The sequence below is a fragment of the Burkholderia sp. FW306-1C-G01B genome (genome assembly GCF_058781685.1).
In genome coordinates this window covers 163580-185257 of record NZ_JBYSWZ010000010.1, presented here as the reverse complement: position 1 = coordinate 185257, position 21678 = coordinate 163580, and the positions used below count along the sequence as shown (strand labels likewise).

Below are 21678 nucleotides of genomic sequence, written 5' to 3'. Positions count from 1 at the left end.
GCGGCGCACGAGCCGACTCGCGCTACTCGGTGCCGCGCCGGAACGGATCGTGTTCGCGCAGTTCGTCGACGTACGCGTGGATATGCTCGGTCTCGCGTTCGAGAAAGCGCGCGACCGCATCCGAGAACGCGGGGTGCGCGAGCCAGTGCGCGGAGTGCGTGACGGTCGGCAGGAAACCGCGCGCGAGCTTGTGCTCGCCTTGCGCACCGCCTTCGAACGTATCGAGCCCGGCCTCGATGCAGAATTCGAGCAGCTGATAGTAGGCCGTTTCGAAATGCAGGCAGGGCACGTGCTCGATCGCGCCCCAGTAGCGGCCGTACAGCGTGCCGCCGCCGTGCTCGCCGCGCCGATAGATGGCGAGCGCACTCGCGATCGGTTTGCCGTCGGCTTCCGCGATCACGAGCAGCAGGTTCTCGGGCATCGTCGCGCCGATCGTGCGGAAGAAGTCGAGGTTCAGGTACGGGCTCGAAAAGTGTTCGCGGTAGGTCTGCCGGTAGCAGCGCGAGAAGAAGCGCCAGTCGGCGTCGGTGATCCGGTCGCCGGTCAGCCGCCGGAACGTCACGCCCGCATCGTGCACCTTGCGCCGTTCCGCGCGGATGTTCTTGCGCTTCTTCTGCTCGAGCGTGGCGAGGAAATCGTCGAAGTGGCGGTAGCCGTCGTTGATCCAGTGAAACTGCACGCCTTCGCGCAGCATCATCCCCATCGATTCGAGGAGCCGCGCTTCGTCGCCGGTCGGGAACAGCACGTGCAGCGACGACACGTCGCTCTGCTCGGCGAATGCGAGCAGCGTGGCCGCGAGCCGGCGGCGCGCGTCGTCGTCGGCCGCGAGCAGGCGCGTGCCCTGCACCGGCGTGAACGGCACCGCGCACAGCAGCTTCGGGTAGTAGGGCAGGTCGTTGCGCTGGTACGCGTCGGCCCATGCCCAGTCGAACACGTATTCGCCGTACGAATGCTGCTTCGCGTAGACGGGCGCGGCGGCAACGAGGCGGCCGGTGCCCGCATCGGTCAGCGTGACGAAGTGCGGCGACCAGCCGGTGTCGTCGACCGCGCAGCGCGCGACGTGCAGCGCGTCGAGGAATTCGTGGCGCAGGAACGGCGTCGGCTGCGCGTCGCGCGCGAGCAGCGCGTTCCATTCTTCGGCCGGCACCTCCGCGGGGGACGACAGGATGCCCGTGCGATAATCGATGCGTTCGTGTTTCAAGCGTGAATCCGTACCGTTGGATGTTGCCGGACGCGTGCCGCCGTGGCCCGCGCCCGGTCGATTTCGTCAGCCGTTCAGGGCGCGCCGCCGGGCTGCGCCGATCCCGTCATGAAGACCCGACTCGCTCTCGCCCAGATCAACGTCACCGTCGGCGATTTCGCCGGCAACGTCGCGCGCATCGTCGCAGCCGCGCGCGCCGCGCACAACGATGGTGCGCACCTGATGGTCGCGCCCGAACTCGCGCTGTCCGGCTATCCGCCGGAAGACCTGCTGCTGCGGCCCGCGTTCTACGCGGCGGCCGCCGCCGCGCTCGACTCGCTCGCCGACGCGCTGAAGGCGTTCGACGGGCTCGCGGTGCTGGTCGGCCATCCGTTGCGCGGCGTGGGCGGCGCTCCGCTTGCGCCAGCCGTCGATGGTAATGCAAACCGCCCGATCGAGCGCGGCGTGCCGCCCACCGACACTTTCAACGCGGTGTCGCTGATCGTCGGCGGCGAGATCGTCGGCACCTACCGCAAGCAGGATCTGCCCAACGCCGAGGTGTTCGACGAGAAGCGCTATTTCGCGACGGACGCCGAGCCGCTCGTGTTCGAGCTGAACGGCGTGAAATACGGCGTGATCATCTGCGAGGACGCGTGGCACGCGTCGGCCGCGCAGATCGCGAAGGCGGCCGGCGCGCAGGTGCTGCTGATCCCGAACGGCTCGCCGTACCACATGAACAAGGAAGCGGTGCGCATCGACATCCTGCGCGCGCGGATTCGCGAGACCGGGTTGCCGATGGTGTACGTGAACCTCGTCGGCGGCCAGGACGAGCTCGTGTTCGACGGCGGCTCGTTCGTGCTCGACGCGCAGGGCGCGCTCGTCGCGAAGATGCCGCAGTTCGACGAAGGGCACGCGATCGTCGAATTCGACGGCGCGCGGCCGCTGCCCGGCGCGATCGCGCCCGAGCTATCGACGGATGCGCAGGTGTACCGCGCGCTCGTGACCGGCGTGCGCGACTACATCGGCAAGAACGGGTTTCCCGGCGTGCTCGTCGGGCTGTCGGGCGGCGTCGATTCGGCGCTGGTGCTGGCCGTCGCGTGCGATGCGCTCGGGCCCGAACGCGTGCGCGCGGTGATGATGCCGTCGCGCTTCACGGCCGACATCTCGACCACCGATGCGGCGGAGATGGCGCGGCGCGTCGGCGTGCGCTACGACGAGATCGCGATCGCGCCGATGTTCGACGCGTTCCGCGCGTCGCTCGCGGGCGAGTTCGCGGGCCGCGCGGAAGACGCGACCGAGGAGAACATCCAGGCGCGCATTCGCGGCACGCTGCTGATGGCGCTGTCGAACAAGTTCGGCTCGATCGTGCTGACGACCGGCAACAAGAGCGAGATGGCGGTCGGCTACTGCACGCTGTACGGCGACATGGCCGGCGGTTTCGCGGTGATCAAGGATATAGCGAAGACGCTCGTGTACCGGCTCTGCCGCTATCGCAACGAGACGGCCGACTACGGGCTGCGCGACGTGATCCCCGAGCGGATCCTGACGCGCGCGCCGTCGGCCGAGCTGCGCGAGAACCAGACCGACCAGGACAGCCTGCCGCCGTATGACGTGCTCGACGCGATCATGCGGATGTACATGGAAGAAGACCGGCCGCTCGCCGAGATCGTCGCGGCCGGTTACGCGCAGGCCGACGTCGAACGCGTGACGCGGCTCATCAAGATCAACGAATACAAGCGCCGCCAGGCGCCGATCGGCATCCGCGTCACGCATCGCGCATTCGGGCGCGACTGGCGCTATCCGATCACGTCACGCTTTACCGAGCGTCTCGACTGACCCGTGTGCGGCTTACCGCGCGGCTTACAATCGGGATCGCGATTTTTCATCCAAACGAGCATTGAGGGACAACCATCATGAAACGCATCACAGCCATCATCAAGCCGTTCAAGCTGGACGAAGTCCGCGAAGCGCTCGCCGAAGTGGGTCTCACGGGCCTGACCGTGACGGAAGTGAAGGGCTTCGGTCGCCAGAAGGGGCATACCGAGCTGTATCGCGGCGCCGAATATGTGGTCGACTTCCTGCCGAAGATGAAGATCGAGGTGGTCGTCGCGGAAGCGCAGGTCGACCAGGTGATCGACGCGGTGATCGGCGCGGCGCGCACCGGCAAGATCGGCGACGGCAAGATCTTCGTGTCGGACGTCGAACGCGTGATCCGCATCCGTACCGGCGAAGAGAACGAAGCGGCCGTCTGAGCACCGTATTCGTCAGTGGGCCGTGCGAAACCGGCCCGCCAATAAAAAACGGTGCGATACCCGGTTGGGTACCGCACCGATACGCGCCTCTCGCAGCAGCGTGGAAAGTGTTGTCGAATCGTTCTCTGGACGGCGCCTGATCAGAACAGGTGCTGGATGCCGGCGTAGACGCCGGTCTGGCTGCCGCCCGGATGCGGGTTGCCGGTCGATACGGCCGTGCCGGCGCCGTTGGCGTTCAGGCCGAAGTTGGCCGTCGAGCTGTTGCGCACCGTCGCGACCTGCACGTCGAACAGCGTGCGCTTCGAGATGTTGTACGAACCGCCGACCGTGTAGATGTTCGCGTTGCCGCCGCCGTGGTTCGCGTTCACGTGATACACGGCCGCGATCAGCGCCGCTGCCGGCGTGGCCTGCCACGTCACGCCGCCCCAGACCTGCTGGGTGCCGGTGATACCGTTGTTGACTGCCGGGCCGCCGCTGCCGTCCGCGTGCGACGACTGGTAGGCGGCCTGCAGCTTGAACTGGCCGAGGAACACGTTCGCGCCCGCGAAGTATTCACGCGAGTAGTTGAACACGTCCGAGAAGCGGCCGTTGCTGTCGCGCGTTTCGTCGTAGATGCCGCGCAACTGGAACAGCGAGTTCGTGTAGGTGATCTGCGCGCCGGCTGCACGGCCCGGCTGGCCGGCCGTCGTGTTGCCGTTGAAGCTGGTGGAGTTCGAGAATGCGAACTGGCCGTAGAAGTCGAAGCCGTAGAACTGCGGCGACTGGTACGACACGTTGTTGCTGGTCTTGTTCCAGTTGCGGCCGCGCACGAGCGATGCCGACGACCAGCTCGACTGGCCCAGCGGATCGAAGTCCCACACGCCGTTCGCGATCGCCAGTTCGCGACCGAACAGCAGCGTACCGTAGCGGTCGTTCGAGATGCCGACCGTCGCGAAACGATCCCAGATCGAGCCGGACGTGCCGAGACCGCCCGTCATCGTGTTGAACGCGCCTTCGAGGTGGAACAGGACCTTGTTGCCGCCGCCGATGTCCTCGCTGCCCTTCAAGCCCCACAGGCTCGTGCCCCAGTCGCCGCTTTCCGCGCGTACTTGGTGGCCGTTTTGCAGGCCGTTCAAGTACTCGATGCCGGCATCCAGACGGCCATACAGCGTGACGCTGCTCTGCGCGTGCGCCGTCACCACCCCAGCAGCCATCAGCGCGGCCGCGACCAAAGCTTTCTTCATCATCTCCTCCATACCCTGTCAAAAAGTCAACCCAGACTGCACGAGATGCCCGGAGCGCGAGCGCCGGGCAAAAGCGGGATAACCAGGGAGACCTCGTGCAGGGCCGGTAAGCGCGGCACGCGGGCAAGCAGACGGAAAACCGTTGAGCGGTCCCGCGCAGCCGGGTCGGCCTGCGGGGTCTCCTTGTTGTGTCGTGAAGCTAAACTACATTTCACGAACTTCGTTTTGCTACTTTGGTTACTAATTTAGCAAAAATACAATTTTGTGGCGATGGAAATCGTTGTTTGACTAACACCTGTCGCCAATTTGCCATGCAACACAGTGCGCAACGGGTGGCATAGGGGTTCGCAATTACCGGAAAACCCTTGTCCCGCAAGGGAGACATGAATTCCGCGTACATGGGTCAAGGATTGCCACTATTGACGTTGCAGAGGCGCGGGCGTAAGCGCGAAAGACGTGAAATCGGTAAGTATTTCGTAATGATTCGGCGGCCGCCGGATGCCGCTGTCCGTGCCTGCAACGCCCGCCGCATAAGGCGTGCGGCTGCGGCGTATCGAGTTCAGCCCGGGCCCGGTCGTGCGTCGAGCAGCTGCGCGCGAATCCAGCGGTGCGCATCGGTGCGCGCATGCTTCGCGTGCGAGTAGACCTTCAGCGTGTAGCGAGGGATTTCGAACGGCGCGGGGAAGATGCGGATCGGCGCCGCGTGCCGCAGCGCCTGCGCGGCGCGGTTCGGCACGGTCATCAGGAGTGCGGATTCCGCGATCACGAACGGCGCGGCGAGCACGGTCGGCAACTGCACGGCGACCTGCCGCGCGAGGCCGAGCCGGTCGAGCACGTAGTCGACGACGCCGCGCGCTTCGTTCCACGGCGTGACGACTACGTGGCGGGCCGCCAGGTACTGGTCGAGCGTCAGCCGCCGGCGGATGTCCGGATGCGCGGCGCTTGCGATCACGACGTAGTCGTCGGAGAACCAGTCGAAATCCTCGATGCCCGGCGCGTCGGCCGTCGATTCCTCGTGGTAGCCGAGCGCGAAATCGATGCGGCCGGCCGCCAGCTCGTCGACGGAAATCTTCCGGTCGGAATGCACGACGCGGATCCGCAGCCGCGGCGCGACGTGCTGGATGCGCGCGAGGAACGCCGGCAGCACCGCGAATGCCGTGTAGTCGGTCGCGGCGAACACGAACGTGCGGTCGCTTTGCGCGGGATCGAAGCGGCGCGCGCGGGCGAGCCCCTTCGACATCGCGTCGAGCGCGTCGCCGGCCCACGTGGCGATGTCGTCGGCGCGCACGGTCGGCTGCATCTCGTTGCCGAGGCGCACGAACAGCGCGTCGCCGATCGCGTCGCGCAGCCGCGCGAGCGCGTGGCTCAGCGCGGACGGGCTCATCGCGAGCTCGTGCGCGGCCGCGGAGACCGACCGGTGGCGGTACAGCGCGTCGAACGCGAGCAGCAGGTTCAGGTCGAGACGGCGCAGGTCGGGATGCATCATGTTCAGGTCAAGATGAAGAAACTGCACTTCCTGCAGGCATGGCATGAACGTAGCATGACGGTCTGATCGGCGCCAGCGCGGTTGCGCGGCGCCGTTTTCCGTTTCAAGTCCGGGCCGAAGGAGGGCCCAACCCGTGCAAATCGACATCCGTACCGCTACCGTCGCCGACGTGCCGCTGATCCTGCGTTTCATTACCGAGCTGGCCGTCTACGAGAAGGCGGAGCACGAAGTGATCGCGACACCCGCGTCGCTCGAGCGCAGCCTGTTCGGCGAAGGTTCACCGGCGCGCGCGCTGGTGTGCGAGGTCGACGGCGAGCCGGCCGGCTTCGCCGTGTATTTCTTCTCGTATTCGACCTGGCTTGCCCGGCAGGGGCTGTATCTGGAGGATCTGTACGTGTCGCCGCGCTTTCGCGGCGCGGGCGCCGGGTTGCGGCTGCTGAAGGCGCTCGCGCGGATCGCGGTCGAATCGGGCTGCGGGCGATTCGAATGGAGCGTGCTCGACTGGAACGAGCCGGCGATCCGTTTCTACGAGAGCGTCGGCGCCGCGCCGCAGAGCGAATGGGTGCGTTACCGGCTCGCGGGCGACGAACTGCGCGCGTTCGCCGACGGCGCGCCGGTGAGCGCCGCGTAAACGCAAAACGGGCGCCCGCGGGGCGCCCGTTCGCACGTCGCGCGTTGCGTACGTTACCTGCGTTACTTGAGGCTGCCCGACAGGAACCCGCGCAGGCGTTCGCTCTTCGGGTTGGCAAACACCTCGGCCGGCACGCCTTCTTCCTCGACGCGGCCCTGGTGCAGGAACATCACGTGGTTCGACACGTTGCGCGCAAAGCCCATCTCGTGCGTGACGACGATCATCGTGCGGCCTTCCTCGGCAAGCTTCTGCATCACCTTCAGCACTTCGCCCACCAGCTCCGGGTCGAGCGCCGACGTCGGCTCGTCGAACAGCATCACGTCCGGGTGCATTGCCAGCGCGCGCGCGATCGCGACGCGCTGCTGCTGGCCGCCCGACAGGTGCGACGGATACTGCTTCTCGACGCGCGGCGCGAGGCCGACCTTCTCGAGATATTCGCGTGCGCGATCCTCGGCTTCCTTTTTCGGGATGCCGAGCACGTTCACCGGTGCTTCCATCACGTTCTCGAGCACGTTCATGTGCGACCAGAGATTGAAGTGCTGGAACACCATCGACAGCTTGGTACGCACGCGCTGCAACTGCTTCGGATCGGCCGCGCGCAGCGCGCCGGCCTTGTCGAGGGCGGTGCGCACTTCCTCGCCGTCGACGAAGATGCGGCCGGCGTTCGGCTGTTCGAGGAAGTTGACGCAGCGGAGCATCGTGCTCTTGCCGGAGCCGGACGAGCCGATCACGCTGATCACGTCGCCGGCGTTCGCCTTCAGCGACACGCCCTTGAGCACCTCGTTGCTGCCGTAGCGTTTGTGGAGATCGTCGACGAAAAGCTTCTGGGTCTGGGAATTCATCAATAGTCCTGCGGAAACTTACTTGCCTTGCGGGCGCAGATACGCGAGCCAGCGGCGCTCGGCCTGGCGGAACAGCCACACGAGCGCGAACGAGATCACGAGGTAGAGCAGGGCGGCGATGCCGAACGCGTGGAACGACATGTAGGTGGCCGAGTTCACGTCGCGGGCGATCTTCAGGATGTCCGGCACGGTCGCGGTGAACGCCACCGTCGTCGCGTGCAGCATCAGGATCACTTCGTTGCTGTACAGCGGCAGCGCGCGGCGCAGCGCCGACGGCAGGATCACGCGGCGATACATCGTGAACGGCGTCATCCCGTACGCGCGCGCGGCTTCGATCTCGCCGTACGACGTCGCCTTGATCGCGCCCGCGAAGATCTCGGTGGTGTACGCGCAGGTGTTCAGCGTGAACGCGAGCAGCGTGCAGTGCATCCCGTCGCGGAAGAACGCGTCGAGCATCGGCGTGCCGCGCACGGCCTGCAGGCTGTAGAGGCCCGTGTAGCAGAGCAGCAGCTGCACGTAGAGCGGCGTGCCGCGGAACACGTACGTATAGAGCCACACGGCGCTCGACAGCCACTTCCTCTTCGATACGCGCGCGACCGCGAGCGGTACCGACAGGCAGAAGCCGAGGCCGATCGACACGACCAGCAGCCACAGCGTGATCGCGACGCCGGTGATGCGATAGCCGTCGGTGTAGAGATAGTTGCGCCAGTATTCTTGGATGAGTTCGATCATAGGTCAGCCTTGCGGACACCGGTCGAGTAGCGCTTTTCGAGCCACATCAGCACGAAGTTCGAGATCGTCGTGATGGCGAGGTAGACCGCTCCCGCGATCAGCGTGAAGAAGAAGAACCGCAGCGTGCCCTTGCCGGCGTCCTGCGACGCCTTCACGACGTCGGCCAGGCCGATGATCGACACGAGCGCGGTCGACTTCACGAGCACCTGCCAGTTGTTGCCGATGCCCGGCAGCGCGAAGCGCATCATCTGCGGGAACATGATCCGCGTGAACACCTGCCAGTTCGTCATCCCGTACGCGCTGCCGGCCTCGAGCTGGCCGCGCGGCACCGACAGGAACGCGCCGCGGAACGTCTCGGTGAAGTACGCGCCGTAGATGAAGCCGAGCACGAGCACGCCGGCGAGGAACGGGTCGATGTCGATCTGGTCCCAGCCGAGCGCGTCGGTCGCGATGTTCAGCCAGATCTGCAGGCTGTAGAACAGCAGCAGCATCAGCACGAGGTCGGGCACGCCGCGGATCAGCGTCGTGTAGACGGTGCCGATGCCGTGCGTCACGCGATTGCGCGACAGCTTCGCACCCGCGCCGAGCAGACCCAGCAGGAACGACAGCGCAAGCGAAAGCACCGCCAGTTTGACGGTTTGCCAGGTGCCTGCGAGGATCAGCGGGCCGTAACCTTGTAGAAACATATGTGGTCCCTGGTGTGGTCCCTGAGGGCGCACGCGGTGCGCCGCGAAAGACGCGCCCGCCAAGCTGCGCGGAACGCCCCGTGCGTATCATGACCGTCCGCCCCGGCAACGGTGCCGGGCCAGCCCGTCGCGCGAGCGGCGGGCAAGGGGGCGGGCGGCGCGTGGTTGACTGCCTGTACTGCCCGGACGCAGGGCCGCCCCCGCATCCGTTGCTTCTTCTTGTCGGCGCTCAGCGGGCCGAAGCCGAATAGACGCTGAACGAGAAGTACTTGTGCGACAGCCGGTCGTACGTACCGTCCTTGTGCATGTCGGCCAGCGCGTTGTTGATCTTGAGCTTCAGGTCCGTATCTTCCTTGCGCAGGCCGATCGCGGTGCCGTCGCCGATCGTTTTCGGATCCTTCACTTCCGGCCCGGCGAATGCGAAGCCCTTGCCGCGCGGCGTGCGCAGGAAGCCGTAGTCGGCCTGCAGTTCGTCCTGCAGCGTCGCGTCGAGGCGGCCCGAGCCGAGATCGGTATAGACCTGGTCCTGATTCTGGTAAGGAATGACTGTCACGCCCTGCGGTTCCCAGTACGCCTTCGCGTAGGTTTCCTGCGTCGAGCCCTGCTCGACGCCGACGCGCTTGCCTTTCAGCGACGCGACCGTCGGCAGCAGCGGCGAGCCGGTCTTTGCGATCATCCGCGCCGGTGCGTCGTACACCTTGTCGGAGAAGTCGATCTGCTCGCGGCGCTTGTCCGTGACGGTCAGCGACGACACGATGACGTCGTACTTCTTCGCCTTCAGCGCCGGGATGATCCCGTCGAGGTCCTGCGCCACCCACACGCATTTCACGTTGATCCGCTTGCAGATCTCCTTGGTGAGATCGACGTCGAAACCGACGATCTCGCCGCTCGGCGCGGTCGACTCGAACGGCGGGTAGCTGGCATCGACGCCGATCCGCACGGTCTTCCACTCCTTCGCGAAGGCGCTGCCTGCCACGAGGGCGAGGGCGGCGCACAGGGCGGCCTTCTTCATTTCCATCCTTCTGTTGCTGACTTTCCGGGGGCGCTCGCGGCCGGTCGGACCGGGCGCCGCGGCGTATTCTAGACGGCCAAAATTCGCCGATCGGCGTTCTGGCGATGGCGGCCGCCGGACGGGCGAACGCCAAAAGGGCGGTATTTTACCCGAACGCGATACCCGGAAAACGGCAATCCGGCGCGATCGATCGATTCTTCGATTCTTCGATTCGGCTGTTGCGACAATCGCGGTATTCGCAACGAATATTTCGGCAATTGAATGTGCGGGTGCAACGATGCGGTGCGCGGGCGGCGGATTGTGGCGCCGTCGGCGCGCCCCTACAGTGGAGGTAAACCCGAAAAGAGACCCCGCCTCCCGGAGTGCCCGCCCCATGTTCCAGATCCGTCGTGCCGCCGATCGCGACCAGCGCAGCCACGGCTGGCACGAATCCCATCACAGCTTTCCCGACGCCGCCGGTCGCGGCGGCGCGCCGGCGTTCGGCGCGCTGCGCGAACTGAGCGAGGAGTGCATCGCGCCGACCCGCGGTTTCGGCATGCGTCCGTACCGCGATGCGGAAATCGTCACCTACGTGCTCGACGGCACGCTTGCGTACCGCGACAGCCTGGGCAGCGGCGCGATCGTCCGCGCGGGCGGCGTGCAGCGCACGAGCGCCGGCACGGGCATCCTGCTGAGCGAAACCAACGCGTCGCGCGACCAGCCGCTGCGCCTGCTGCGGATCCGGCTCGCAGCGGCCGGGCCGGGCGGCCGGCCCGGCTATGCGCACACGCGCTTTGCCGACGACGAGAAACGCGGCCGGCTGCGGCTCGTCGCGTCGCCGGACGGCGACGACGGCTCGCTGCCGGTGCGCGCGGATGCGCGAATCTTCGCGGGATGGATCGACGGGGACGAGCGGGCGGCGTTCGACGTGCCGGCCGGCCGCCGCGTTTACGCGCATGTGGCGCGCGGCGAGGTGGAGATCAACGGCCGCGCGCTGGCGGCGGGCGATGGCGCGGGCATCGGCGGCGTGGACGCGGTCACGTTCGCGCGCGGCCGCGCGGCCGAGGTGCTGCTGTTCGACGTCGCGTGAAACAAAAAAAAGGGGGACGCGGGCCGGTGCCCGCGCCCCCTTCGGCGCCGCTCCGCGGAGCGGCCTGCCGGCTTACTGCGCCGGCGCCGACGCGCCCTTGGCCGCGCGATGCTGTTCCCAGCGCTCCTTCATCTTCTCGTGGCGCTGCTGCATCTGCGCGTACTGCTGCTTGAGCGCCGTGCTGACCGTGGTCTTCTGCTGGTCGTTCAGTCCGTTGTAGAACGCGAGCCACGCGGCGGACGTCTGTTCGCGCAGTTGCGCGTTCTGCTGTTCGGCCTGCTGGCGCGCGGCGTGCATCGCGTTCAGGTCGAGGATCGGCTGGTTCTGCTGCGCCTTGAACTGCTCGCGCATCTGCTCGTGGCTCTTGCGCATCGCATCACGGTTCTGCTTCATCGTGTTGACGGCCGTCTGCCATTGCTGTTCCTGCGACGCGTTGAGCTTCAGTTGATCGTGCAGTTTCATGATTGCGCCGAACGGGCCGCCGTCGTGCCCGTGCATCTGGTGCATGCCGGGGCCGCCCGGCGGCGGCATGTCGGTGGGCTGCGCGGCATGCGCGGTGCCGAATGCGAGGGCGAGCACAGTGGCGGCCGCGATGGCCACGCGGGAAGTCTTCTTATACATTTCAGAAACTCCTTGTATCCAGAGGGTCCGGCGATGCGATACGGGGAAAGCCGCGTACCGCATCCGGTAAGACGCAGGTTAGCGATGCCGGCCCCGGCCGGTGTTACGTGGGGCGGCGGCCCGGTTACCGCGCATTACAGTTCCCTTGCGCGGTAACCCGCAGTAACCCTTTCATCCCTTTGTTTCGTTCTTCGACTCCGCCCTCGCGCGGTAAACTTCGAGCCATGACTACCCAGATCCTCATCGTCGACGACGACCAAGAACTCCGAGACCTGCTGCGCGACTATCTCGTGCGCCAGGGGATGGAAGTGTCCGTGCTGCACGACGCGGCGACGCTCGAGAAGCGTCTCGAGCGCGAGCGGCCCGACCTGATCGTGCTGGACCTGATGATGCCGGGCGTGGACGGCCTGACCGCGCTGCGCCAGTTGCGCGCGGCCGGCGACGACATTCCCGTGATCATGCTGACCGCGCGTGCGGACGACGTCGACCGCATCGTCGGGCTCGAACTCGGCGCGGACGACTACCTCGGCAAGCCGTTCAACCCGCGCGAGCTGCTCGCGCGCGTGCAGGCCGTGCTGCGCCGCCGCCGCGCGACGCCGTCGGCGGCCGCGCCCGAACAGCGCGAACCGTTCGCGTTCGGCCGCTTCGTGCTCGACTTCCAGGCGCGCACGCTGTCGGTCGACGGCAAGCCGGCGACGCTGTCGAGCAGCGAATTCGCGCTGCTGAAGATCTTCGTGAACCATGCGCTGCGCACGCTCACGCGCGAGCGGCTGCTCGAGCTGCTGCACGGGCCCGAGTACGACGGCACCGACCGCGGCATCGACGTCCAGGTGTGGCGCCTGCGCCGCATCCTCGAAACGGATCCGTCGACGCCGCGCTTCATCCAGACGGTCCGCGGGCGCGGCTACGTGTTCGTGCCCGACGGCGAGGCCCATGCGCAAACCCATTGATTCGCTGTTCGGGCGGCTCGCGCTGCTCGTCGTCGGCGTCCTGCTCCTGTCGCACTTCGCGTGGTTTTTCGCGATGCGGCTCGAGCGCAACCAGATGCAGACGCGCTACGCGGTCGAGGAGGCCGCGTTCCTAGTCGACGCGGTGCGCCAGCACGTCGAACGCACGCCTGACCAGCCGTTGCCGTCGCGCGTGCGGCTCGTGACGCCGGACAGCGCCGACGTGCCGAACGGCGATCTGTCGAACCTGCCGGCGGCGCTCAAGCGGTTCCGCGACGATGTCAGCGAGCGGATGCCGCCCGGTACGCGCGTCGAGATCGGCGCGCCGGGCCATCCGCCGGTGCTGTGGGTCAAGGAGCCGACCGACCGCAACTGGATCGTGGTGCCCGTGCAGCCGCTGCGTCCGCCGCGCTCGCTGGACCGGATGCTGTTGTGGCTCGGCACGATCTTCTCGGCCGGCGTGATCGCCGCGCTGTTCGCGGCCTGGCAGCTGCAGCAGCCGCTGCGCTCGCTCGCGCGCGCGGTCGCGCGCTTCGGCCGCGGGCAGCCGGTGCCGCCGCTGCGCGAGCGCGGCCCGCGCGAGCTGCGCCAGCTCACGCATGGCTTCAACCAGATGGTCGAGCAGGTGTCGCAGGCCGACAACGACCGCGCGGTGATGCTGGCGGGCGTTGCGCACGACCTGCGCACGCCGCTTGCGCGGATGCGCCTGCGCGCGGAAATGATGGACGACGCGCGCTTGCGCGACGGCGTCGTGCGCGACGTCGACTCGATGTCGCACATCGTCGATCAGTTTCTGGTGTTTGCGCACGGCGGGTCCGATCGCAGCGAGCCGGTGCCGGTCGACCAGGCGTGCGAGCGGATCGCACGCAGCTATCGTGCGGTCGCGCCGAACGCACCGACGGTCCAGACGCGGCTCGACGCCGATCCGGGCTTCCGGCTGCCGACGGCGACGCTCGACCGGATCCTGTCGAACCTGCTGGACAACGCGCATGCGTACGGCGCGCCGCCCGTATTCGTCGAGACGGCGCGCACGCCGACCGGCTACGTGCTGGCGGTCAGCGACAGCGGCGGCGGGATCGCGCCGCGCGACCTCGCGGTCGCGACGCGGCCGTTCGTGCGGCTCGACCCCGCACGCGGCGGCAACGGCCACAGCGGGCTCGGGCTTGCGATCGTCGAGCGGCTCGTGCTCAGGCTGGGCGGGGCGTGCGACATCGGCAACCGCCCCGAAGGCGGCCTGCGCGTCGCGATGACGTTCCCGTTCGAGGTCGTGCCGAAGGACGAGCCCCACGCTCAGGCGGCGTAAGCGGCTGCGGCGCCTGCCCGGGCAGGCAAGCGCCGCGCGGCGTCATTCGCCGAACAGCGTGCCGAGCGTCTCGGCTGCGTTGCTGTCGATCGTGTTGTAGGTCACGGTGGTGGCCTCGAAGATGTAGACGGTCGTATAGCGGCCGAGGCGCTCCAGGATTTCCTCCTGCAGCGATTCCGGCACGACGTTCATGTTCAGGTACCATGCCGTCGACGACAGCCGCGTCTGGAACGACCCGTACTCCTGCATCAGTTCGTAGAACGCGTCGGCATCCTGATCGCGGCAGACGATCACCAAGTTTCCTGCCATTCCCTTCCTCCCGCTCGTCGGTCGATCCTCGAAGTCTGTTTACATGTGGAACGGGCATGCGTTGCCACGAGAACGGCTGCAACAGACCCTAAGGGCTAGTCCCGATCATACCCGCTTCGCGGTATCCGTCTGCTGACGCCCGACACGGTTTGCACACGCGTGCGGCGAGCGGGTTCACGGCCGGGCCGGATCACGGCATAATTCGGGCCTGCATGCCGGCCGAAGGACTGCGGCCGGGTTGCTCCGTCACGCGCACCCGCGGTCCGCCCCGCGGGCCGGGCACGATCCGTGCGCCGCCTGCGCCGTCCCCGGACGGTTGTACCTGAAATACAGGTTGGTGTAGTGTCGTGCCGTCGCGGGCCGACTCGACCGCGACCGCGCGGGGCGCAGCTTGCACGCACGGCGCATTGCGCCCGCGCGAGATCGTCAGTCAATCGAATTACCGCGCCCGTGCGCTTTGCCATGAATCAACATCGACTGCCGGCTTCGTTCGGCCTTACCGGGGAGGGCGCCTGATGGACGTCGGATTCTTCAATCCGAACCGGACCGCCAACGCGTCCGCGTGGCGCGTTCTGCCGAACCGGTGGGACTTCATCGCGTTTCCGCTGATCATCTGCCTGATCGCGATGGCGGTCGTCGGTTTCCACGAAACGATGGCGCCGATCGGCGTGCTGCAGACGCAGAAAATCTCGCTCGATCCGTCTAACCTGCCCGAATACGCGTTGCGCACCACGCTGCGGATGCTTGCCGCGATGGTCGCGGCGCTCGTGTTTACGCTCGTCTACGGCACGCTCGCGGCCAAGAGCCGTCGTGCGGGCATGGTGCTGATCCCGATCCTCGACATCCTGCAGTCGGTGCCGGTGCTCGGGTTCATCTCGTTTACGGTCACGTTCTTCCTCGCGCTGTTCCCGAGCCGTGTGCTCGGCGCGGAGCTTGCGGCGATCTTCGCGATCTTCACGAGCCAGGCGTGGAACATGACGTTCAGCTTCTACCAGTCGCTGCGCACGGTGCCGCGCGATCTCGACGAAGTGTCGCGGGGCTTCCACCTGACGTCCTGGCAGCGCTTCTGGAAGCTCGAGGTGCCGTTCTCGATGCCGGGCCTGATCTGGAACATGATGATGTCGATGTCGGGCGGCTGGTTCTTCGTCGTCGCGTCGGAGGCCATCACGGTCGGCAACCAGACGATCACGCTGCCGGGAATCGGTGCGTATCTCGCGCAGGCGATCTCGGAGAAGAACTTCGGCGCGATCGGCTGGGTGATCCTCACGATGACGGTCGTGATCCTCGCCTATGACCAGTTCCTGTTCCGCCCGCTCGTCGCGTGGGCCGACAAGTTCCGCATGGAGAACACGAGCTCGGGCAATGCGCCGGAGTCGTGGCTGCTCGACCTCGTACGCCGCACGCGCCTGATCCATCAGTTGCTCGTGCCGGCCGGCTGGTTCTTCGCCAAGGCGGCGCGGATTCCGCTGCGCCTGCCGCTGTCGGGTGCGATGCGCTTCACGCTGCCGCGCGTCGAGAAGAAGGCGTCGCGCACGGTCGACATCGCATGGGCGACCCTCGTGCTGATCGGCACGGCCTATATCGTGTGGCGGGTCGTCAGTTTCGTTTCGACCGGCGTGACGATGGCCGAGGTCGGCCATGTGCTCATGCTCGGACTCATCACGCTGCTGCGCGTGGTCGTGCTGATCGCGATCGCATCGGTGATCTGGGTGCCGATCGGCGTGTGGGTCGGGCTGCGCCCGAGGCTGGCCGAGAAGCTGCAGCCGCTCGCGCAGTTCCTCGCCGCGTTCCCGGCCAACCTGCTGTTCCCGGTGTTCGTGATCGTGATCGCGCGCTTCCACCTGAACCCCGATATCTGGCTGTCGCCGCTGATCGTGCTCGGCACGCAGTGGTATATCCTGTTCAACGTAATCGCCGGCGCAACGTCCTACCCGAACGACTATCGCGAAGCGGCGACGAACTTCCGCATCCGCGGCTGGCAGTGGTGGCGGCAGGCGATCCTGCCCGGCATCTTCCCGTACTACGTGACCGGCGCGATCACCGCATCGGGCGGCGCGTGGAACGCGAGCATCGTGTCGGAAGCCGTGCAGTGGGGCAACACCAGGATCGAGGCGCACGGCCTCGGCGCGTACATCGCACAAACGACCGCCGCCGGCGACTTTCCGAAGATCATCCTGGGCATCGCCGTGATGTCCCTGTTCGTCACCCTGTTCAACCGTCTGCTGTGGCGTCCGCTGTATGCCTTCGCCGAAGCGAAGCTGCGGCTCGACTGAGACCGATTGAGAGCGAAACGCGATGCACAATCCGAATGCTGTAAACGCCCCCGTCCAGACGTCCCAGCCGCCGCGCCTCGGCGAGGAAATCCTGCGCGTCGATCACGTCTGCCGCGGCTTCAACAAGACGCAGGGCGAGCTGCTGGTGCTCGACGATGCGAACCTGTCGCTGCGCGAAGGCGAGATCGTCGGGCTGCTCGGCCGCTCCGGCTCGGGCAAGTCGACGCTGCTGCGAATCATCGCCGGGCTGATCGAGCCGACCGGCGGTGAAGTGACCTACCTCGGCCAGCCGCTGCGCGGCCCGGCCGAAGGCGTCGCGATGGTGTTCCAGACCTTTGCGCTGTTCCCGTGGCTCACCGTGCTGCAGAACGTCGAGGCCGGTCTCGAAGCGCTCGGCGTCGGCGCGCGCGAGCGGCGCGAGCGCGCGCTGGCCGCGATCGACCTGATCGGTCTCGACGGTTTCGAGAACGCGTACCCGCGCGAGCTGTCGGGCGGCATGCGCCAGCGCGTCGGCTTTGCGCGCGCGCTCGTCGTCGATCCGACGATCCTGCTGATGGACGAGCCGTTCTCGGCGCTCGACGTGCTGACGGCCGAGACGCTGCGTACCGACCTGCTCGACCTGTGGACGCAAGGGCGGATGCCGATCAAGTCGGTGTTGATCGTCACGCACAACATCGAGGAGGCCGTGTTCATGTGCGACCGGATTCTCGTGCTGTCGTCGAATCCGGGCCGCGTGATCGCCGAGATCAAGGTGCCGTTCAAGCACCCGCGCAACCGTCTCGATCCGGCGTTCCGCAAGCTCGTCGACGATATCTACGCGAAGATGACGGCCCGCCAGACCGGCGAGGCGACGAAGAAGGGGCTCGAGCTCGGCAGCTGGCTGCCGCAGGTGTCGACCAACCTGATGGCCGGCCTGATCGAAACGCTCGCGATGGCGCCGTACCACGGCCGCGCCGACATGCCGGAAATCGCGCGCACGCTGCATCTGGAAGTCGACGATCTGTTCCCGATCGCCGAAGTGCTGCAGTACCTCGGTTTCGCGGACGTGCGGGAAGGCGACGTGTTCCTGACGCCGCCGGGGCGCGTGTTCGCCGAGTTCGGCACGCAGGAGCGCAAGCTGATGTTCGCGGATCACCTGCTGAAGCACGTGCCGCTCGCCGCACGGATCAAGAAGGTGCTGAACGAGCGTCCGGGCCATCGTGCGCCGCGTGTGCGCTTCGAGCAGGAGCTCGAGGATTCCCTGTCGGACGGCGCGGCCGAGGAAACGCTCGACGCGGTGATCGACTGGGGCCGTTACGGCGAGATCTTCTCGTACAACGACCAGACCGAGATCTTCAGCCTCGAGGACGTCGAGTCCTGATCGATCGCGCCGGGCCGTGCGGCCCGGCAGCCGCGTGCGGCGCGCGTCATGCAGCGCATCGCCCCGTTACTGCAAATTGCCCCAGCGGTCGACGGCCGGTTCGGCCGACGCCCACTTCCAGTGCGCGCCTTGCTGGCACGCATTCGCGAAATACCAGTCGGCCTTGTCGCCGTCCTTCACCGAGAACGCGAATTCCTTGCACAGCGCGAGCGCCGACGAGTACGCGCGCGTGACGCGCACCTCGCCTTCGCCGTTTTCCAGCGGCAGCGTGTTCTTCACCTTCCACGGTTTCACTTCGCCGACGGCCAGGCTGCCGGCCGCCTTCGCGATCGCGTCCTGCTGGTTCTGATGGAGCTGCTTCATCGTGCGGTTGACGGCCTCGTCGGTCGCGGCCTGCACGGCAATCCCGACGCCGACGCCGACCGCCGGATTCGCGGTGACGAGGCCCGTCGCCGCGCCGGCGAGCGCGCCGCTCGCCGCGCCGACCGACCCGCAGCCCGATAGCGTGGCCGCCGCCGCGCAAAGCGCGCCGATCGCCGCGATACGGATCGCGACGCTCATTGCAGCGCGCCCCAGCGTTCGGTTGCCGGTTCGGCCGACGCCCATTTCCACACGGGACCGTCGCGGCAGATGGTGGCGACGTAGAACGCCGATTGCGCAGCCTTGTCGGGCTTCGCGGGCGTGTCGACCGCGAACACGATTTCCTTGCAGTCGAGCGGACCGACGCTGATCGTCCGGCTGACCGTCACGCGGCCCTGCTCGTCGTCCTCGATCGGGAACGAGTGGTGCGTCGACCACGGCGCGACGCCGCCCACGTCGAGCGGGCCGGCCGCCTTCGCGATCTGTTCCTGCGTGTAGCGGTGCGCGACGCGCTGCGAGTACTGGACGCCCGCACGCGCGCCGGCCACGGCGCCGAGGCCGATGCCCGTCGCGACGGCGGCGTTGTTGGTGACCTTGGAAGCGATCGCGGCGCCCGCGATACCGGCACCGGCTGTCGCGCCTTCGCTATATAGCGAGTTGCAGCCGGACAGCAGCGCGGCCGTGGCGAGTGCGGCCAGCACGACGCGCGCCGGCACGGTCCGGCGCGACGATTCGAAACGAATGTTCATCCCTGAATGCAAGTCCTGTCTGGGTGAGCGGCGACGCATGCGCGCCCCATGCCGCGTCATTGTTTCGCAATTGTCATAGGAAAAATGCAAAGCTTTGACAAATCGCCGGACGGCATGTCGCGCGTGCGCGCGGCGCTATTTTCGGACAGGTGGCTGACGAGGGGTCGAAACGTTACAAATTGAAGGTAATTGTTACCTTGGCGTGCGAGGAACCGACCTAGACTGTTTTGTTATGGAATGTTTCTACGACGGCTTCGAGCCGCACCGCATATGAGACACCCAGCCATGCGTCGTTCGAAACGGTTTTCGCACCGGCCATCCGACGCGGGGGCAGACCACCCGCGTCCGCAGACCGACGCACCACCCGCACCGCCTGCCGGCGCGCCCGGCGAGACGCCGTCCGACGGCGATCACAACCAGGGCGGCGCCCGCCCGGAAGGGCTCGACTATCAACGCGACCTCGGCCAGGAACAGGACGCTTGATCCCGTCGTCGCATTCCGCTGCCGCATTTCATTGCATTTCTCGGAACTGAATCGCCGCGCGGCCGCCTTCGGGCCGCCGCGTCCGCCTTGGCGCGCGCGCCGCGCCAGCCAATCGAATCGAGGAGGGGAAGCCGCATGAGCAGATTGATCGTGGTATCGAACCGTGTCGCCGCCGGCGAGGACACGCGCCCGAGCGCGGGTGGCCTCGCCGTCGGCGTGATGGACGCGCTGAAGGAAACGGGCGGCGTCTGGTTCGGCTGGAACGGCGAGATCGTCGGTGCGCCGGACGCCGAGCCCGCGATCCAGCGGGACGGCAACGTGACCTACGCGACGGTCGGGCTGACCCGGCGCGACTACGACCAGTACTACCGCGGTTTCTCGAACGCGACGCTGTGGCCGGTGTTCCATTACCGCGGCGATCTCGCGCGCTTCGACCGGCAGGAGTACGCAGGGTATCTGCGCGTGAACGCGATGCTCGCGAAGCAGCTCGCCGCGCTGCTGCGGCCCGACGACCTGATCTGGGTGCACGACTATCATCTGCTGCCGTTCGCGCATTTCCTGCGCGAGCTCGGCGTGAAGAACCCGATCGGCTTCTTCCTGCACATCCCGTTTCCGTCGCCCGACATGCTGCGCCTCGTGCCGCCGCACGAGGAGCTCGTGAAGTTCATGTGCGCGTACGACGTCGCGGGCTTCCAGACCGATGCCGACAAGCAGGCGTTCACCGACTACATCGAGCGGCGCGGGATCGGCGCGGCGAGCGAGGACGGGATGCTGCACGCGCACGGCCGCGTCGTGAAGGTCGCCGCCTATCCGATCGGCGTGCATCCGGACGCGATCGCGCAGGCGGCCGTCCAGTACGGCGCGCGCAAGCCGGTGAAGATGCTGCGCGAGGCGCTCGACGGCCGCAAGCTCGTGATGAGCGTCGACCGCCTCGATTATTCGAAGGGGCTCGTCGAGCGCTTCCAGTCGTTCGAGCGGATGCTCGCGAACGCTCCGGGCTGGCAGGGGCGCGTGTCGCTCGTGCAGATCGCTCCGCCGACGCGCTCCGACGTGCAGACCTACCAGGACATCCGCGAAACGCTCGAAGGCGAAGCCGGCCGAATCAATGGCCGTTTTTCGCAGCTCGACTGGACGCCGATCCAGTACCTGAACCGCAAGTACGAGCGCAACCTGCTGATGGCGTTCTTCCGGATGTCGCAGGTCGGCTACGTGACGCCGCTGCGCGACGGGATGAATCTCGTCGCGAAGGAATACGTCGCGTCGCAGGATCCGGCCGATCCGGGCGTGCTCGTGCTGTCGGAGTTCGCGGGGGCGGCGGCCGAGCTGACCGGCGCGCTTCTCGTCAATCCGTACGACCTGTCGCAGATGGCCGAGGCGCTCGAGCGCGCGCTGTCGATGCCGCTCGCGGAGCGGCAGGCGCGTCACGAGGAGAACCTCGCGCGGTTGCGCGAGAACGACCTGTCGGTCTGGCGCGATACGTTCGTCGCCGACTTGCGCAGTGTCGCGGCGGCCGTATCGGTCACGCAGCGCGCGGGCCGGCGGGTCGCGCATGCGTGAGTTCGTGCACGGAGCCGGGGCCGGGGGCGATGACGCGACCGGCGATGCCACCGGCCGTTTCTTCGTCGTGACGGGCGGCCCGGGCTCGGGCAAGAGCACGTTGCTCGACGCGCTCGAGCGCGCCGGTTTCGCGCGCTCGCAGGAGGCCGGACGAGGCGTGATCCGCGACCAGGTGGCCGTTGACGGCCACGCGCTGCCGTGGCGCGACCCGGCCGCGTTCGCCGAGCTGATGCTGAGCTGGGAGATGCGCTCGTACCATCTCGCGCGGCACGCACGCGGGCCCGTGTTCTTCGACCGCGGCGTGCCGGACGTGGTCGGCTACCTGCGGCTGACGGGGCTGGCCGTGCCCGCGCACGCGGAAGCCGCGGCGCGCCGTTTCCGTTATCACCGGCGCGTGTTCATCGCGCCGCCCTGGCCGGACATCTATGTGCAGGACACCGAGCGCCGGCAGGATTTTGCGGAAGCCGTGCGCACCTACGACGCGATGGTCGATTGCTATACGGCGTACGGGTACCGGCTGATCGAGTTGCCGCGCGTGAGCGTGAAGGCGCGCGTGCGCTTCGTGATGGACGCGCTCGACGCCGCATGACGCGCGTGTGCGTC

General features: G+C 67.3%; 22 protein-coding genes. 11 read left to right on the top strand and 11 right to left on the bottom strand.

Going from position 1 to position 21678, the window contains the following annotated elements; genetic code table 11:
* Positions 1-22: 22 nt before the first annotated feature.
* Positions 23-1201 carry a GNAT family N-acetyltransferase gene (locus AC3WLY_RS21195; protein WP_310138889.1) on the bottom strand — a complete coding sequence of 393 codons (1179 nt, stop codon included), beginning with the start codon at positions 1199-1201 and terminating at the stop codon, positions 23-25.
* Between the two features lie 108 nt (positions 1202-1309).
* On the opposite strand from AC3WLY_RS21195, the gene AC3WLY_RS21190 reads away from it, so the two are divergent.
* Together AC3WLY_RS21190 and AC3WLY_RS21185 are read left to right on the top strand one after the other, a co-directional pair.
* The gene (locus tag AC3WLY_RS21190) at positions 1310-3016 is read left to right on the top strand and encodes an NAD+ synthase (RefSeq protein WP_492309859.1); all 1707 of its coding nucleotides are present in this window, start codon (positions 1310-1312) and stop codon (positions 3014-3016) included.
* Between the two features lie 77 nt (positions 3017-3093).
* Positions 3094-3432 (top strand): P-II family nitrogen regulator, encoded by a 339-nt coding sequence (locus AC3WLY_RS21185; protein WP_006398637.1) that lies wholly within the window; start codon positions 3094-3096, stop codon positions 3430-3432.
* 140 nt (positions 3433-3572) lie between these two features.
* On the opposite strand, the gene AC3WLY_RS21180 is transcribed toward AC3WLY_RS21185, so the two are convergent.
* Positions 3573-4658, bottom strand: a complete 1086-nt coding sequence (locus AC3WLY_RS21180) for a porin (RefSeq protein WP_175962810.1) — start codon at positions 4656-4658, stop codon at positions 3573-3575.
* Positions 4659-5214: 556 nt separating this feature from the next.
* Positions 5215-6141, bottom strand: coding sequence for a LysR family transcriptional regulator (locus AC3WLY_RS21175; RefSeq protein ID WP_175962911.1), 927 nt, complete (start codon positions 6139-6141; stop codon positions 5215-5217).
* Between the two features lie 133 nt (positions 6142-6274).
* On the opposite strand from AC3WLY_RS21175, the gene AC3WLY_RS21170 reads away from it, so the two are divergent.
* Positions 6275-6772, top strand: coding sequence for a GNAT family N-acetyltransferase (locus AC3WLY_RS21170; protein WP_072440889.1), 498 nt, complete (start codon positions 6275-6277; stop codon positions 6770-6772).
* 62 nt (positions 6773-6834) lie between these two features.
* On the opposite strand, the gene AC3WLY_RS21165 is transcribed toward AC3WLY_RS21170, so the two are convergent.
* The 4 genes from AC3WLY_RS21165 to AC3WLY_RS21150 form a co-directional block, all read right to left on the bottom strand.
* Positions 6835-7614 carry an ABC transporter ATP-binding protein gene (locus AC3WLY_RS21165; RefSeq protein ID WP_175962812.1) on the bottom strand — a complete coding sequence of 260 codons (780 nt, stop codon included), beginning with the start codon at positions 7612-7614 and terminating at the stop codon, positions 6835-6837.
* Positions 7615-7632: 18 nt separating this feature from the next.
* Positions 7633-8346: an ABC transporter permease gene (locus AC3WLY_RS21160; protein WP_034184765.1), complete on the bottom strand. Its 714-nt coding sequence runs from the start codon at positions 8344-8346 to the stop codon at positions 7633-7635.
* Entirely contained in the window at positions 8343-9032 is a 690-nt protein-coding gene (locus tag AC3WLY_RS21155; RefSeq protein ID WP_034184766.1) for an ABC transporter permease, read from the bottom strand. Before AC3WLY_RS21155 ends, AC3WLY_RS21160 begins: the two co-directional genes overlap by 4 nt.
* Before the next feature lie 229 nt (positions 9033-9261).
* A complete protein-coding gene (locus tag AC3WLY_RS21150) occupies positions 9262-10044 on the bottom strand; it encodes an ABC transporter substrate-binding protein (protein ID WP_143155758.1) in 783 nt (260 codons plus the stop codon).
* 373 nt (positions 10045-10417) lie between these two features.
* On the opposite strand from AC3WLY_RS21150, the gene AC3WLY_RS21145 reads away from it, so the two are divergent.
* Positions 10418-11113, top strand: coding sequence for a pirin family protein (locus tag AC3WLY_RS21145; protein ID WP_492309858.1), 696 nt, complete (start codon positions 10418-10420; stop codon positions 11111-11113).
* Positions 11114-11185: 72 nt separating this feature from the next.
* On the opposite strand, the gene AC3WLY_RS21140 is transcribed toward AC3WLY_RS21145, so the two are convergent.
* Positions 11186-11734 carry a Spy/CpxP family protein refolding chaperone gene (locus tag AC3WLY_RS21140; RefSeq protein ID WP_492309857.1) on the bottom strand — a complete coding sequence of 183 codons (549 nt, stop codon included), beginning with the start codon at positions 11732-11734 and terminating at the stop codon, positions 11186-11188.
* A 224-nt stretch (positions 11735-11958) separates the two neighbouring features.
* Between AC3WLY_RS21140 and AC3WLY_RS21135 the strand changes: the two genes are divergently transcribed.
* Positions 11959-12684, top strand: coding sequence for a response regulator (locus tag AC3WLY_RS21135; RefSeq protein WP_009693256.1), 726 nt, complete (start codon positions 11959-11961; stop codon positions 12682-12684).
* Positions 12668-13984 (top strand): ATP-binding protein, encoded by a 1317-nt coding sequence (locus AC3WLY_RS21130; protein WP_105392925.1) that lies wholly within the window; start codon positions 12668-12670, stop codon positions 13982-13984. The genes AC3WLY_RS21135 and AC3WLY_RS21130 overlap by 17 nt, the downstream gene beginning before the upstream one ends.
* Positions 13985-14026: 42 nt before the next feature.
* Here AC3WLY_RS21130 and AC3WLY_RS21125 read toward each other — a convergent pair whose 3' ends face one another.
* Positions 14027-14293 (bottom strand): double-stranded DNA-specific endonuclease, encoded by a 267-nt coding sequence (locus AC3WLY_RS21125; protein ID WP_011545926.1) that lies wholly within the window; start codon positions 14291-14293, stop codon positions 14027-14029.
* A 515-nt stretch (positions 14294-14808) separates the two neighbouring features.
* Here AC3WLY_RS21125 and AC3WLY_RS21120 point away from each other — a divergent pair.
* Together AC3WLY_RS21120 and AC3WLY_RS21115 are read left to right on the top strand one after the other, a co-directional pair.
* On the top strand, positions 14809-16566 hold the full coding sequence (locus tag AC3WLY_RS21120; protein WP_175962815.1) for an ABC transporter permease: 1758 nt from the start codon (positions 14809-14811) through the stop codon (positions 16564-16566).
* A 22-nt stretch (positions 16567-16588) separates the two neighbouring features.
* Positions 16589-17926, top strand: a complete 1338-nt coding sequence (locus AC3WLY_RS21115; RefSeq protein ID WP_034184771.1) for an ABC transporter ATP-binding protein — start codon at positions 16589-16591, stop codon at positions 17924-17926.
* Between the two features lie 66 nt (positions 17927-17992).
* Here AC3WLY_RS21115 and AC3WLY_RS21110 read toward each other — a convergent pair whose 3' ends face one another.
* Entirely contained in the window at positions 17993-18487 is a 495-nt protein-coding gene (locus AC3WLY_RS21110) for a hypothetical protein (RefSeq protein WP_492309856.1), read from the bottom strand.
* The gene (locus AC3WLY_RS21105) at positions 18484-19074 is read right to left on the bottom strand and encodes a hypothetical protein (RefSeq protein WP_083534159.1); all 591 of its coding nucleotides are present in this window, start codon (positions 19072-19074) and stop codon (positions 18484-18486) included. Before AC3WLY_RS21105 ends, AC3WLY_RS21110 begins: the two co-directional genes overlap by 4 nt.
* 246 nt (positions 19075-19320) lie before the next feature.
* Between AC3WLY_RS21105 and AC3WLY_RS21100 the strand changes: the two genes are divergently transcribed.
* The 3 genes from AC3WLY_RS21100 (at position 19321) to AC3WLY_RS21090 (ending at position 21664) form a co-directional block, all read left to right on the top strand.
* On the top strand, positions 19321-19518 hold the full coding sequence (locus tag AC3WLY_RS21100; protein WP_175962816.1) for a hypothetical protein: 198 nt from the start codon (positions 19321-19323) through the stop codon (positions 19516-19518).
* A 135-nt stretch (positions 19519-19653) separates the two neighbouring features.
* On the top strand, positions 19654-21075 hold the full coding sequence (gene otsA / locus AC3WLY_RS21095) for an alpha,alpha-trehalose-phosphate synthase (UDP-forming) (protein WP_034184775.1): 1422 nt from the start codon (positions 19654-19656) through the stop codon (positions 21073-21075).
* Positions 21068-21664 carry an AAA family ATPase gene (locus AC3WLY_RS21090; protein WP_175962817.1) on the top strand — a complete coding sequence of 199 codons (597 nt, stop codon included), beginning with the start codon at positions 21068-21070 and terminating at the stop codon, positions 21662-21664. The genes otsA and AC3WLY_RS21090 overlap by 8 nt, the downstream gene beginning before the upstream one ends.
* The last annotated feature ends 14 nt before the right edge of the window (positions 21665-21678 follow it).